General features: G+C 64.1%; 12 protein-coding genes. All 12 read right to left on the bottom strand.

The annotated features are described in order from the left end of the window. Positions 1-76: 76 nt before the first annotated feature. Positions 77-1,267 carry a multiple monosaccharide ABC transporter permease gene (gene mmsB, locus ACVIIW_RS22450; RefSeq protein WP_456702715.1) on the bottom strand — a complete coding sequence of 397 codons (1,191 nt, stop codon included), beginning with the start codon at positions 1,265-1,267 and terminating at the stop codon, positions 77-79. Beyond that, a complete protein-coding gene (gene mmsA, locus ACVIIW_RS22445; RefSeq protein ID WP_456702714.1) occupies positions 1,264-2,841 on the bottom strand; it encodes a multiple monosaccharide ABC transporter ATP-binding protein in 1,578 nt (525 codons plus the stop codon). Before mmsA ends, mmsB begins: the two co-directional genes overlap by 4 nt. Positions 2,842-3,003: 162 nt before the next feature. Beyond that, positions 3,004-4,080: a multiple monosaccharide ABC transporter substrate-binding protein gene (chvE, locus tag ACVIIW_RS22440; protein ID WP_456702713.1), complete on the bottom strand. Its 1,077-nt coding sequence runs from the start codon at positions 4,078-4,080 to the stop codon at positions 3,004-3,006. A 76-nt stretch (positions 4,081-4,156) separates the two neighbouring features. Continuing rightward, positions 4,157-5,035: an SMP-30/gluconolactonase/LRE family protein gene (locus ACVIIW_RS22435; protein WP_456705229.1), complete on the bottom strand. Its 879-nt coding sequence runs from the start codon at positions 5,033-5,035 to the stop codon at positions 4,157-4,159. Further along, positions 5,035-6,111, bottom strand: coding sequence for an aldose epimerase family protein (locus ACVIIW_RS22430; RefSeq protein WP_456702712.1), 1,077 nt, complete (start codon positions 6,109-6,111; stop codon positions 5,035-5,037). Before ACVIIW_RS22430 ends, ACVIIW_RS22435 begins: the two co-directional genes overlap by 1 nt. 2 nt (positions 6,112-6,113) lie before the next feature. Continuing rightward, a complete protein-coding gene (locus ACVIIW_RS22425; protein ID WP_456702711.1) occupies positions 6,114-7,040 on the bottom strand; it encodes a Gfo/Idh/MocA family protein in 927 nt (308 codons plus the stop codon). Continuing rightward, positions 7,037-7,804, bottom strand: coding sequence for a FadR/GntR family transcriptional regulator (locus ACVIIW_RS22420; protein ID WP_456702710.1), 768 nt, complete (start codon positions 7,802-7,804; stop codon positions 7,037-7,039). Before ACVIIW_RS22420 ends, ACVIIW_RS22425 begins: the two co-directional genes overlap by 4 nt. Continuing rightward, positions 7,801-8,781 (bottom strand): galactofuranose ABC transporter, permease protein YjfF, encoded by a 981-nt coding sequence (gene yjfF, locus ACVIIW_RS22415; RefSeq protein ID WP_456702709.1) that lies wholly within the window; start codon positions 8,779-8,781, stop codon positions 7,801-7,803. Before yjfF ends, ACVIIW_RS22420 begins: the two co-directional genes overlap by 4 nt. Continuing rightward, entirely contained in the window at positions 8,778-9,770 is a 993-nt protein-coding gene (locus tag ACVIIW_RS22410; RefSeq protein WP_456702708.1) for an ABC transporter permease, read from the bottom strand. The genes yjfF and ACVIIW_RS22410 overlap by 4 nt, the downstream gene beginning before the upstream one ends. Continuing rightward, entirely contained in the window at positions 9,767-11,308 is a 1,542-nt protein-coding gene (locus ACVIIW_RS22405; protein ID WP_456702707.1) for a sugar ABC transporter ATP-binding protein, read from the bottom strand. The genes ACVIIW_RS22410 and ACVIIW_RS22405 overlap by 4 nt, the downstream gene beginning before the upstream one ends. Before the next feature lie 116 nt (positions 11,309-11,424). Further along, positions 11,425-12,390 (bottom strand): galactofuranose ABC transporter, galactofuranose-binding protein YtfQ, encoded by a 966-nt coding sequence (ytfQ, locus tag ACVIIW_RS22400; RefSeq protein ID WP_092226671.1) that lies wholly within the window; start codon positions 12,388-12,390, stop codon positions 11,425-11,427. 336 nt (positions 12,391-12,726) lie between these two features. After that, a complete protein-coding gene (locus ACVIIW_RS22395) occupies positions 12,727-13,899 on the bottom strand; it encodes a fumarylacetoacetate hydrolase family protein (RefSeq protein ID WP_456702706.1) in 1,173 nt (390 codons plus the stop codon). Between the last annotated feature and the right edge of the window lie 12 nt (positions 13,900-13,911).

Below are 13,911 nucleotides of genomic sequence, written 5' to 3'. Positions count from 1 at the left end.
GCGCCCACCACTTCTTTTTAATCGGGGAAAGATGGTGGGGCCGGTGCTGCGCGCCGATGCCCACCCACGAGACCACCTACCGCCGCTGGTTATACACGTCGATGCAGACGGCTCCGAGCAGGACCAGGCCCTTGATGACCTGCTGGTAGTCGATGCCGATGCCGAGGATGGACATGCCGTTGTTCATCACACCCATGATCATGGCGCCGACCACGGCGCCGCCGACCCGGCCCACGCCGCCATAGGCCGAGGCACCGCCGATGAAGCAGGCGGCGATGACGTCGAGCTCGAAGCCGAGACCCGCTTTCGGCGTCGCGGTGTTGAGGCGTGCGGCGAAGACGAGCCCGGCGAGCGCGGCCAGCACGCCCATGTTGACGAACGTGAAGAAAGTCAGCCGCTCGGTCTTGATACCCGACAAGCCAGCCGCCTTGGCGTTGCCGCCGACGGCATAGATATGCCGGCCGATCACGGTACGGCGGGTGACGAAGCCATAGAGCGCGATCAGGACGCTCATGATCACCAGCACGTTGGGCAGGCCACGATAGGTCGCGATCAGATAGGTGAAGTACAGCACGGCGCAGGCGAGCACCACGCTCTTGCCGAGGAAGAACGCGTAGGGCTCGACCTCGATGCCGTGCGAGACCTCGCGCGCGCGGCCCTTGGCGCTGGCGTAGACCAGCCCCAGCGCCAGCAACGCGCCGATCAGCATCGATGTCGGATGCAGCGTACCGGTCTCGGGCAGCAGTTCCGGAATGAAACCCGAGGACAGTTTCTGGAATGTCGACGGGAACGGCCCGAGCGATTGGCCCTGCAACACCGCGAGCGCGAGACCCTTGAACACGAGCATGCCGGCCAAGGTCACGATGAAGGACGGGATCTTGAAATAGGCCACCCAATAGCCCTGCGCGGCACCAATGGCCGCGCCGACGATGAGACAGGCGATGAAGGCGAGGGTATAGTCGACCTTGTAGGTCACCATGAGGAGAGCGGCGACTGCGCCGACGAAGCCGGCGACCGATCCGACCGACAAGTCGATGTGCCCGGTGACGATCACCAGCAGCATGCCCAGCGCCATGATGACGATGTAGCTGTTCTGCAGCACAAGGTTGGTCAGGTTGAGCGGCTGCAGCAGCGTGCCGCTGGTCATGACCTGGAAAAACAGCATGATCGCGATCAGCGACATCAGCATGCCGTAGTTGCGCAGATTGTTCTTGATGAAGCTGCCGTGCCGGCGCTCCTCAGGCAGCGAAACCGTCTTGTCGGTCATGGCTGCGACCCTCCCATCTCCGCGGCCTCGACCGCGCCGTTACCGTTGCTTCGTTCGTTGCGCATGATGGCGCGCATGATCTTTTCCTGTGTCGCATCCGCGCCCCGGAACTCGCCGACGAAGGCGCCGTCGTTCATGACGCAGATGCGGTCGCAGATGCCGAGCAGCTCGGGCATCTCCGAAGAGATTACCACCACGCCGCGGCCGGCCTCCGCAAGCTCGTTGATGATACAATAAATCTCGTATTTGGCACCGACGTCGATGCCCCGTGTCGGCTCGTCCAGGATCAGCACCTTGGGGTCGGTCATCAGCCATTTCGACAGGACGACCTTCTGCTGGTTGCCGCCGGAGAGCTGGCCGGTCTCCTGGTAGACGTCGGAACAGCGGATCCGCATGCGGTTGCGGTAGTCGCTGGCGACCTTCAGCTCGGCGATATCGTCGATCACCCGCCGCGGCGCGACCTGGTCGAGGCTTGCCAGGGTAATATTCTTGCGGACATCGTCAGCCAGAATCAGGCCGAGCTGCTTGCGGTCCTCGGTGACATAGGCAAGGCCGGCGTCGATCGCGGCGGCAACGCTCGGCAGCGCGATCTCATGGCCCTCAAGCACGATCCGGCCGCTGATATTGGTGCCCCAGGAGCGGCCAAACAGGCTCATGGCGAACTCGGTGCGGCCTGCCCCCATCAGCCCGGCGATTCCAACGACCTCGCCGCGCTTCACGCCGAAATTGACGTTCTTGATCACCTGCCGTTCGGGATGAATGGGGTGGTAGACCGACCAGTTCGAAACCTCAAGCACAGGCCCGCCGATCTGAGGCTTGCGCTCGGGAAAGCGATGGGCGAGATCGCGGTTGACCATGCTGCGGATGATGCGGTCTTCCTGAATCGGCTCGGCGCGGCAGTCGATACCGTCGACCGTGCGGCCGTCGCGCAGCACGGTAATGTGGTCGGCAACGCGGGCGACTTCGTTCAGCTTGTGGGAGATCAGGATCGAGCCGATGCCCTGCTCGCGAAACTTCATCAGCCGTTCAAGCAGCGCGGCGCTGTCGGCCTCGTTGAGGCTCGCGGTCGGCTCGTCCAGGATCAGCATCCGCACGCGCTTGGATAGGGCTTTCGCAATCTCGACCAGCTGCTGCTTGCCGACGCCGAGATCGGTGATCAGCGTATCCGGCGACTCCTTGAGGCCGACCTGCGCGAGCAGCTCGCGCGTGCGCCGGTAAACCTCGTCGCGATCGATCACGCCGAGCCTGGAGGGCGGGTGCGAGAGAAAGATGTTTTCAGCGATCGACATCAGCGGGATCAGCGCCAGCTCCTGGTGGATGATGATGATGCCGAGCGCCTCGGAATCGTTGATGTCGCGGAAGCGGCGCTCCTCGCCCTCGAAGACGATGGTCCCCTCGTAGCTGCCTGCCGGGTAGACCCCGCTCAGCACCTTCATCAAGGTCGATTTGCCGGCGCCGTTCTCGCCGACCAGGGCGTGGATCTGGCCAGCCTCGACCGAGAAGTTGACGTCGCGCAGCGCCTGCACACCAGCAAAACTCTTGCTGACGTTCCGCATCTCCAGCATGGCGGTCATTGGTTTCGTCCCGTCTATTCAATTCACCTCTCCCCGCTTGCGGGGAGAGGTCGCGGCCGTTGGTACGGGTGAGGCGCAGGCCCCGCGAGAGCGGCTGTCACCGCCCCGTGGAGAGCCCCTCACCCTACCCCCTCCCCGCACGCGGGGAGAGGGAAGAAAGTCTTACTGGAACTGCGACTTCTTGTAGTAGCCGCTCTCAACCAGGACCTTCTCCCAATTGTCCTTGTACACCACGACCGGCTTCAGGAGATAGGACGGAACGGTCTTGGCGCCGTTCTCGTAGGTCTTGGTGTCGTTCACCGTGACCTGCTTGCCGGCGAGCGCGGCATCGACCATGTCGGCGGTCACCTTGGCGAGATCGCGGGTGTCCTTGAAGATGGTCGAGTACTGATCGCCGCGCAGCATCGCCTTGATCGAGGGCACTTCGGCGTCCTGACCCGAGATGATCGGCATTGGCTGATCGGCGCTGCCGTAGCCGACGCCCTTCAGCGAGGAGATGATACCGATCGAGAGGCCGTCATAGGGCGACAGCACCGCGTTGACCTTCTTGTTGCCGTAGTAGGCGCTGAGCAGGTTGTCCATGCGGGCCTGGGCGGTGGCGCCGTCCCAACGCAAGGTCGCAACCTTGTCCATGCCCATCTGGCCGGACACGACGACGAGCTTCTTGCTGTCGATGAGGGGCTGAAGCACCGACATCGCGCCGTTGTAGAAGAAGAAGGCGTTGTTGTCGTCGGGCGAGCCGCCGAACAGTTCGATGTTGAACGGTCCTTCCTTGCCGTCCTTCAGGCCGAGTCCCTTCACGATCGATTCCGCCTGGAGCACGCCGACCTGGAAGTTGTCGAAGGTCGCATAGTAATCGACGTTCGGCGTACCGCGGATCAGGCGGTCATAGGCGATGACCGTGATGCCCTTGGCCTTGGCCTGCTTGAGCACGTCCGACAGCGTGGTGCCATCGATCGCGGCGATCACCAGCGCCTTGGCGCCCTTGGTCACCATGTTCTCGACCTGCGAGAGCTGGTTCGGAATGTCGTCCTCGGCATATTGCAGGTCGGTGTTGTAGCCGCGCTCCTTCAGCACCTTCACCATGTTGTCGCCGTCTGCGATCCAGCGCGCGGAGGATTTCGTCGGCATGGCGATGCCGACGGTTGCCTTGTCCTGCGCGGAGGCGGTGAGGCCCGAGGCCATAGTTGCGGCGCCGGCCAGCGCCATCGCGAGAAACGTGGTCTTCAATTTCAACATGCTTCACTCCCTTTGGGTGTCAGACTGTTTGTTGGGTTTTGGTCCAGTACGCAGGTAGAGGTCGGTTTCGGATCTCCTATGCAAGCTTGACGTCGGGCTCCGCGCGACCGTGCGCGGAGGCTTGTAGCACAAAAGTGGAGCCGGCCAGCGAATCGGCGGCGCGCGCCTCCGCATCCATGTCCTGCCAGGCAGACGTGACGAGCAGCCGCGACAGATCCGGACCGACGAAAGCGGGACAGCTCGCCTGCCTGGCCGGCACGCGCAGCGAGCGCAGGCGCTCGCCTTGCGGAGAATAGACATCGACCCGGCCTGCGCCCCAGCAGGCGTTCCAGATCTGCCCGTCGGCATCGCACACCGACCCGTCGAGCCCTCCGACGCCGGTGTGGCGCAGCAATACCTCCGGCTCGCCGCGCGGCAGCCCCGTATCGGGATTGAGCGGCACGGCATAGAGCACGGCGCGGGCGGTGTCGGCGAAATAGCCGGTCGCGCCATCCGGCGAGAAGCAAATCGAGTTCGGAATGCTGATGCCCGGAAACAGCGTCGAGATCTTGCCGCGGTGGAGCGCGTAGATCGCCCCCGCCCCGCGCTCGGCCTTGCGCCCCATGGTGCCGATCCAGAACGTGCCGGATTGGTGCACGCGGCCATCATTGGAGCGCGTGGTGGGATCATCCGCTTCGAGCGGACAGAACAGTGTCATCGCGCCATCGGCCACGGTACGGACGTAACAACCATCCTCCGCGACGACCAACTGCCGTGCCGCGTCGATCCGCCCCAGCGCGCTCGCCATCCGGCCGAGCGCGTGGATTCGGATGTCACCGCGGCCAAGATGCGCCTCGAACAGCTTCCCCTCACGAATGTCGAACCACCAGGCGGTGTCGGTCGTCACGTCATAGGTTGGCCCCTCGCCAAGATGGCAGGGATGATCCGAAAGAACGGATGTCGGCACCTCCTCCATCATGGCGACCTCACCGCAAAGCGATAGACGGTGTGATGGTGATAGACCTCGCCGGGATCGAGGCGAGGGCTCGGAAAGTCCGGCCGGTTCGGCGAGTTGGGCCACATTTGCGGCTCCAGACACAACGCGTCCGATTGGCGGATCAGCTTGCCGCCCTTGCCCGAGATCGTGCCGTCGAGATAGTTGCCGGAATAGACTTGCAAGCCGGGCTGGTCGGTGAACAGCTCCATCACCCGCCCCGAGCGCGGGGCCTCCAGCCGGGCCGCGAGCGCGAGCTTGCCATCGCGCGCGAGGCAATAAGTGTGGTCGTAGCCCCTGCCGTTGTGCAATTGCTGATCGCTCTCGCGGATGCGCGCGCCGACGGCGTGAGCGTGTCGGAAGTCAAACGGTGTGTCAGCCACCGCACGGGGCGGTTCCGGCAACGGAATGGCAGTGGGGTCAATGGCCAGGAAATGCTCGGCCGCGACCGTCAGTTTGTGGTCGAGTGCAGACGTGCCTGACGTGGCGCCTTCCAGATTGAAGAAGCTGTGGTTGGTCAGGTTCACGATGGTCGGCCGATCGGTCCTTGCCTCCATCGTCAGCGACAGCTCTGTCGGGCCGGTGACGCGATAGGTCAGGCGGACGTCGAGCTTGCCGGGGTAGTTCTCCTCGCCATGCGGGCTCGTGTAGGTTAGCGTGACCGCAGGGTTAGCCCCGTCGTCGATCTGGGCAACGTCCCAGAGCTTGCGGTCGAAGCCGTCGAGGCCGCCATGGAGCGCATTCGGACCATTGTTGATTGCAAGCTGGAAGGTCTCGCGATCGAGCGAGAACTGCCCGTCGGCGATGCGGTTGGCATAGCGGCCGACGGTCGCGCCAAAGAACTTACGTTCGGCGAGATAGCCGGCAAAGGCGTCATGACCGAGCACAACATCGTCGTAGCCGCCTTTGGCATCCGGCGCGACGAGCGCCTGGATCACCGCGCCATGGGTGATGATGCGGACCTCAAACCCGCCCTCCCCACGCAGCACGATACGCTCGACATGGCGCCCGTCCGGCAGCGTTCCGAACACGTCCTTTGCAATTTTCGCACCAACCATGCCTAGTCCACGAACGGTTCGACGATATTGCGCTTGCCGAGCAGGAACGAGTCGGCGACGAGACGAAGCGGTGCCAGATCGACATCGCTCGCGCCTGATGCCGCGAGCTTGACGAAGTGCCGGTAGAGTTCTCGATATTCCTCATCGGGCGCGTCGGCAACAACATTGCCGTCGACCGCCATAATCCTGCCACCACGGGACAACGTCATCCGGCCCTGGTCGGTTTCCGCGACGATATCCCAGCTCTGCGGCCCGGTCTGGCGGAAATCGAATTCGGCCGTGATCGGCAGGCCGCTGATGTCGGTCAGCGTCAGATTGGCGGCAATCGGGGACTGGCAATTGGCCGGAAAGGCCAGCTCCGCCGCGGTGACGAACACCGGCTTTGGCAGGATGCGGGTCAGGATCGAGAGCGCGTTGATGCCGGGGTCGAACACGCCGAGGCCGCCGGGCTCCCAAATCCAGGTCTGGCCGGGATGCCAGACGCGGACGTCTTCCTTCCAATTGATGTGCACCGAGTTGATCCGGCGCGTAGCCAGCCATTCGCGGGCCGGCTCGACCGCCGGCGCATGGCGCGAATGCCAGGTCGCAAACAAAGTGCGCTTTGCATCCGCCGCCATTGCGATCAGCGGATCGAGTTCGGCCACGCCGATGCCGGGCGGCTTCTCCAGCATGACATGTTTGCCGGCCGCGAGCGCCGCAGCAGCCTGGGCGCGGCGCACCTGAGGTGGTGTGCAGAGCGACACCGCATCGATCTCCGGACCCTTTTCCAGCAGTTCCTCGATGGTCGCAAAATGCGGCAGGCCCGGCAGCGAGGCGTTGCGGCTGGCAACGGCGGCAAGCGTCGCGCCAGCTGTCGCAGCAATAGCGCCGACATGCTGGTCGCGGGCGATTTTACCGAAACCGACGATGGCGATACGAAGGGCTGTCACGAATTGTCTCCAGGTTCTGCAGGTGCCGCCGGAGCTGTTTCGGCCGCCATCCCCTTATGCCGGCGCATGCCGTTGTGAATGACGAAGGCCATGGCCTCGGCCGCCGCGTCGGCATCCCCGGCTGCGATCGAATCGACGATCTTCTGGTGCCAGATCAAGGCGATCTCGCGGTCTTCCGAACCGGCCGGTGCACTGAGCATGAAAGCCGTACGTAACGCAGCCTCGATCACGTGACCGATGGAACGCATGAACGGATTGCCCGACGCTCGCGCGACCGCAAGATGCAGGGCGAGATCGGCTTCGGCAAAGCCGACTGATTCCGACGTCTCCTGCCGCATGCAATCCATGCTGCGCTGAAGCTCGGCAATGTCGTCTTCGGAACGACGCTTGGCCGCGAGCGCCGCCGCGCGCGGCTCGACCGCAAGACGTATTTCGGCGAGATCGTTGAGAAAGTGTCTGTCGATGCCGGCGTCGAGATGCCAGGCCAGCACGTCGGCGTCGAACATGTTCCAGGCCGCGCGCCCGCGCACGACTGTGCCGACCCGCGCCTTGGTCGTCAAAAGCCCCTTGGCGACCAGCGTCTTCACGCTCTCGCGCAACACCGGCCGCGATACGCCGAACATTGCCGTCAGCTCGGCATCGCCCGGAAGCCGCACCCCTTCCGCATAGCGCCCAGCGATGATGTCGACGCCGATCGAGCGGGCCACCTCCGCATGGTTCGAATGGGCCCGCCGTGTCGGGATGACGACGATACGCGAGGTCATGGGACGGCTCCCGCGCGGTTCGACACCGGCCGGCGCGCCAGCGCGACCAGCCCCTGCTGAAGTGCGATGAAGGCGAACAGCAGGATGCCGGTCGCGATCTTCGTCCACCAACTCGACAGCGTACCGTCAAAATTGATGTAGGTCTGGATCATGCCCTGGATCAGCACGCCGAGGAAGGTGCCGATCACCGAGCCCTGCCCGCCCGTGAGCAGCGTGCCGCCGATGACCACGGCCGCGATGCTATCGAGCTCGACACCGACGGCGGAGAGCGAATAGCCGGCGCTGGTATAGAAGGAAAACACGATGCCGGCGATGCCCGCGAGCAGGCTCGACAGCATGTAGATCTTCACCGTCATTTTGCCTACCGCAACACCCATCAGGCTTGCGGTGGCCCGGCCGCCGCCGAGCGCATAGACATTGGCGCCGAACCGGGTGAGACGCAGCAGCAGAATGCCGCCGATCACGATCACCAGCATGATGATCGCTATCGCCGTCAGCCGCCCGCCACCGGGCATGTGCAGCGCAAAATCCGACACGGTCGAATAGACCGGCGCGGTGATCGGCACCGATTCTGTCGAAAGCAGAAAACTCGCGCCGCGCGCCAGAAACATCCCGGCCAGCGTCACAATGAACGGCGGCAGATCAAATACGTGGATGATGGCGCCCATCGCAGCGCCAAAGGCCGCCGAGAGCACGAGGATGGCGACAAACGCGACCAGCGGCGGCATGCCCCAGCGCTCGATCGCAAGCGCGACGAACACGGTGGTGAAGCCAATCACCGACCCGACCGACAGATCGATACCACCGGAGATGATGACGAAGGTCATACCGGTCGCGACGATGCCGAGAAAGGCGTTGTCGGTGAGAAGATTGCCGACGACGCGGGTCGAGGCGATGTTGGGAAACTGCAGTGCGCAGGCTGCGAAGCCGGCGACCAGCACGATGGCCGTGATCAGGACGGGCGGCAGGCCTTTCATGGTTTCGTCCCCCGCAGCCGCGCCATGATACCGGAAAAGCCCGACAGCTTCGGTGATTGCAGCAGCAGCACCGCGAGCACCACCACGGCCTTGACCAGCAGGTTGAACTCCGGCGGATAGCCCGATAGCAGAATACCGGTATTCATGGTTTGGATGATCAGCGCGCCTAACACTGCCAGGATCAGGCTGAAGCGCCCGCCGAACAGCGAGGTGCCGCCGATCACGACGGCCAGAATGGCGTCGAGCTCGAGCCAGAGGCCGGCATTGTTGGCATCCGCGCCCATGATGTCGGCCGCGGCGATCACGCCGGCGAGCGCCGCACAGACCCCGCACCAGACATAGACCGCCAGAATCATCGCGCGCGTGCCGACACCGGCAAGCTCGCTCGCGCGGGCGTTGCCACCCGTCGCCTCGATCAGGAGACCGAGCGCGGAGCCGCGTACGATGGCGCCGGTGAGGATCAACATGCCGACCGCAATCGTGATCGGAACCGGCACCCCGAGAATGGCACCGTTGCCGAGCCAGACCAGGTCCGGCGACGTGAAGGTCACAATCCGCCCTTCTGTGATGAGCTGGGCGATGCCACGCCCCGCCACCATCAGGATCAGCGTCGCCACGATCGGCTGCATGCCAAGGACCGCGACAAGAAAACCGTTCCAGAGGCCGCAGAGGATGCCGATACCGAGCGCCGCGGCCAGCACCACCGGCAAGCCGTGGCTGTCGGCAAGGCTCGCAGCGATTGCACCGGAGATCGCCATCACCGCGCCGACGGAAAGATCGATGCCGCGCGTCGCGATCACCAGCACCATACCGAGCGAGAGCAACGCCACCGGCGTGCCTCGGTTGAGCACGTCGATCAGGCTACCGAACAGACGGCCGTCCTGGAGGCGCAGGTCGAAGAATTGCGGCGAAACCACGCGGTCGACCGCGAGGATGACGATCAAGGCCAGGATCTGGGCAAGGCCGCGGCGCGGCAACAGCGCTGTCATGCCCGCACCTCTTGCATCGCGGCGCCATCGGCGGCGATCGCCGCAAGAATGTTGGTGACGTCGATTGCCTCGCCCGAGAGCTCCTCGACATGGGCGCGGTCGCGCAGCACGACCACGCGGTCGGAATAAGTCACGATTTCATCCAGTTCGGAGGAGATCACAAGCAGCGCCAGCCCGTCGTCGCAGAGTTCGCGGATCAGGCGGATGATTTCGGCATGCGCGCCGACATCGATGCCACGGGTGGGTTCGTCCAGCACGAGGAGCCGCGGCGACGTCGCGAGCCAACGCGCCAGCAGAACCTTCTGTTGATTGCCGCCGGAGAGCAGGCCCACCGGACGCTCGGGATCGGGCGGACGAATGTCGAGCATCTTCACGTAGCGACGTGCAATCTCGTCCTGCTCGCGACGGGACAGTGGCCGATGCAGGCCGCGTTTGGCCTGAAGCGCGAGCACGATATTCTCGCGCACGGTGAGCTCGGCGACAATGCCGTCGGTCTTGCGCTCCTCCGGGCAATAGCCAAAGCCGTGGCGCACGCCGTCGCGCGGCGACTGAAGGCGTACGGGGGCGCCCTCAACGCTCGCCTGCCCAACGTCAGCGCGCTCGGCACCGAACACCAACCGCGCCGTCTCGGTCCGACCCGATCCGAGGAGCCCGGCGAGGCCGACGACCTCGCCATGGCGCAGCTCGAGATTGAAGGGGGCGACATAGCCGGCCTTGCCGTAATTGTCGAAACGCGCGCAGACCTCGCGCACCATGTGCTCGCCGGCGGCAGCCCGCGCGTTGGTGGTCTCGGCGAGCTCCCGGCCGAGCATCATCCGGATCAACTCGAGCCGCGGCAGCGACGCGATCTCGCGCTCGCCGACCAGGCGGCCATTGCGCAAGACGGTAATGCGATCGGATATCTCGTAGACCTGATCGAGGAAATGGCTGACGAAGACGATACCGATGCCGCGCTTGGCCAACTGGCGCATGATGCGGAAGAGGATCTCGACCTCATGGCGGTCAAGGCTCGCCGTCGGCTCGTCCAAAATCAGCACGCGTGCGGAGAGATCGACCGCGCGCGCGATCGCAGTGACGTGCTGTATGGCCACCGAATAATCGCCGAGCGATGCCGCGACGTCGATATCGAGTCCGAACTCCGTGAGCAGCGCTTTGGCGCGACGGCGCATCTCGCCTTCGCGCACGACGCCGAAGCGCATCGGCTGGCGGTCAAGAAACAGGTTCTGTGCCACCGAAAGGTTTGGAAGCAGATTGACTTCCTGGTAGACGGTCGCAATGCCGGCCTGCACCGCCGCCTTGGCCGAACGCGGCGCGACCTCTTCACCGCCCAGCCTGACGACACCGGCATCGCGCGGAAACACGCCGGTAACCACCTTGATCAGCGTGGATTTGCCGGCACCGTTCTCGCCGAGCAGCGCATGGATCTCGCCGGCGCGAAGCGTGAAGTCGACCTCCTGCAACGCGCGCACCGCGCCAAAGCTCTTGCTGATCCCGCGCACCTCCAGGAGGGGCGGAGCAGGATCGAGGCTGTTCTCCATAACGACGTCACTCCCACCGGCGCCCGCTTATGCTGCGGACGCCCAGCCTATTCGTTCGCGCAACGATTGCGAAGGGGGTGCCGGACCACAGGACGTGGTCCGGCGAGACGCCCGCCTCAGTAACCGAGGCCCTTCTTGCTGTCGTATTCCTTCTGCGGATTGTCTGTGGCGGTGAGCAGCCTGGATTCGGTCTGGATCCACTTCGGTGGAACGGTACCCTTCTCCTTGAACGCCGCAACAGCATCGAAGGCCGGGCCGGCCATGTTCGGCGTCAGCTCGACCGTCGCATTGGCCTCGCCGGCCACCATCGCCTTGAAGATATCTGGCACGGCATCGATCGACACCGTGAGGATGTCCTTGCCCGGCTTGAGACCGGCTTCCTTCATCGCCTGGATCGCGCCAACCATCATGTCGTCGTTGTGGGCGTAGACCGCGCAGATGTTCTTGCCGCCGCCTTCGGCCTTGATGAAGCTCTCCATGACTTCCTTGCCCTTGGCGCGGGTGAAGTCACCGGTCTGGCTGCGCACGATTTTCAGGTTGGCGTGCTTGGCGATGGCAGTGTCAAAGCCCTTCTTGCGGTTGGCCGCGACGCTCGCGCCGACCGTGCCCTGCAATTCGACGATGTTGCAGGCCTTGTCGCCGACGGTCTTGGCCAGCCAGTCGCCGGCGACCTCGCCTTCGTGCACGCTGTCCGAGGTGACGGCGGTGAGATAGAGGTCCTTGCCCGACGGGTCGATGTCGCGGTCGAGCAGCACGACCGGGATCTTGGCTTCTTTGGCTTCCTTCAGCACCGCATCCCAACCCGTCGCGACGACCGGCGCCAGGAAGATCGCATCGACGTTCTGCGCGATGAAGGAGCGGATCGCCTTGATCTGGTTCTCCTGCTTCTGCTGCGCGTCGGCGATCTTGAGGTTGACCTTGCGCTTGGTCGCCTCCTGCTTGGTGACCGACGTCTCGGCGGCGCGCCAGCCGGATTCCGATCCGATCTGAGAGAAGCCGACAGTCAGCTCGGCGGCATTGGCCGGCAGCGAAAGCAGCAACGCGGCCGTGGCGCTGGCCGCAAAAAGGGCTTTGAGGGTCATCAGGCGTATCTCCCAAGAATGTTAACCGAGGCACCATTTGGTAATATGGCACCTTCGGGCCGGCCCCTGCGGCGGCGGAGGGCACCATTTCACGGAAGTTCGCTGCTGTATAGTCATATTATTTGACTATTGAGCCGAATGATGGGGAGACAGGGGGTACGCGCAAACACACGCTTAGCAAGATTTTTCGAACAAAGCTCAATTTATAGTTGCGTGCGATTCCGTGCGCCGTCCAGCCGCTCGGCAACGCGTTATGTCCGGACAAGCCCCGGGCATAACGGCCTCATAAAAGGAAGTGCGCGCAGTTCTGCAGCCGCAAGAGGCAGAGGCGAGGCGCTAGATCAGTTTCCGCTGCGCCAGATTCTTCATCAGCGCGCCGATGCCGAAGGTCCACGGCTCGCACTCGTCGCTGGTGCGCATGCGATTGACGAGCTTGCCGAGCTGAGGGGCCGCAATGGTGACGATGTCGTCGCGCTTATGGGTGAACCCCTGCCCCGGCGCATCGCGATCCTTTACAGGCGCGAACATGGTGCCGAGGAACAGCACGAACCCATCGGGATATTGGTGCACCTTACCGATGGTCTGCGCGACGAGGTCGGTCGGATCGCGGCTGATCTTGCTGATCGAGGAATGGCCGTCGAGAACGAAGCCGTCCGTGCCCTTCACGTTCAGGCTGATGTCGAGCTTGCGCGCATCATCCAGCGTGAAGCCGTCATCGAACAGCCGCAGCAGCGGACCGATCGAGCACGACGCATTGTTATCCTTGGCCTTCGACAACAGCAGCGCCGAGCGGCCTTCGAAGTCTCGCAGATTCACGTCGTTGCCAAGCGCCGCGCCGACGATGTTGCCGCGGCTCGATACGAACAGCACCAGCTCCGGCTCCGGATTGTTCCAGGTCGACTTCGGATGCAGGCCGGCATCCATGCCGGTGCCGACCGAGGATAAGGTCGGCGCCTTGGTGAAGACTTCGGCATCGGGGCCGATGCCGACTTCGAGATACTGGCTCCAGGCGTTCTGATCGATCAGCACCTGCTTCAGGTGCATCGCCTGGTCCGAGCCCGGCCTGAGTTTTGACAGATCGTCACCGATCAGCCGCGTGACCTCTTTGCGGATCGCTTCGGCCGAGGCCGGATTGCCCTTTGCCCGCTCCTCGATCACGCGCTCGAGCATTGAGATCGCGAAGGTGACGCCGGCGGCTTTCAACGTCTGGAGATCGACCGGCGCAAGCAGCCAGGGCTTGCTGGGATCACGGCCATCCGGCGCAGTGTTGGCGACGATCGCCTCGAGATCGCCGATACGCTCGCCCTTGGTCGTGGCGAGCGCCTTGGCCGGATTGTCCTCTTCACAGAGCGCGCTGATGGTCGGAAACGTCGCAGTGACGTCGAAGACACCATCGCCGCGCACGGCGACAACGGCCGGACCGTTCGCCTGCGGCAGCCAGACCCGACCGACCAGCGTTCCCTTCGTTCCATCCTCGGGGAGAAGATCTTCAACCGTCAAAATGGTCATGGCCGGCGTCCT

The organism is Bradyrhizobium sp. USDA 4449, assembly GCF_054056275.1.
This window is presented reverse-complemented; position numbering and strand designations above follow the sequence as displayed.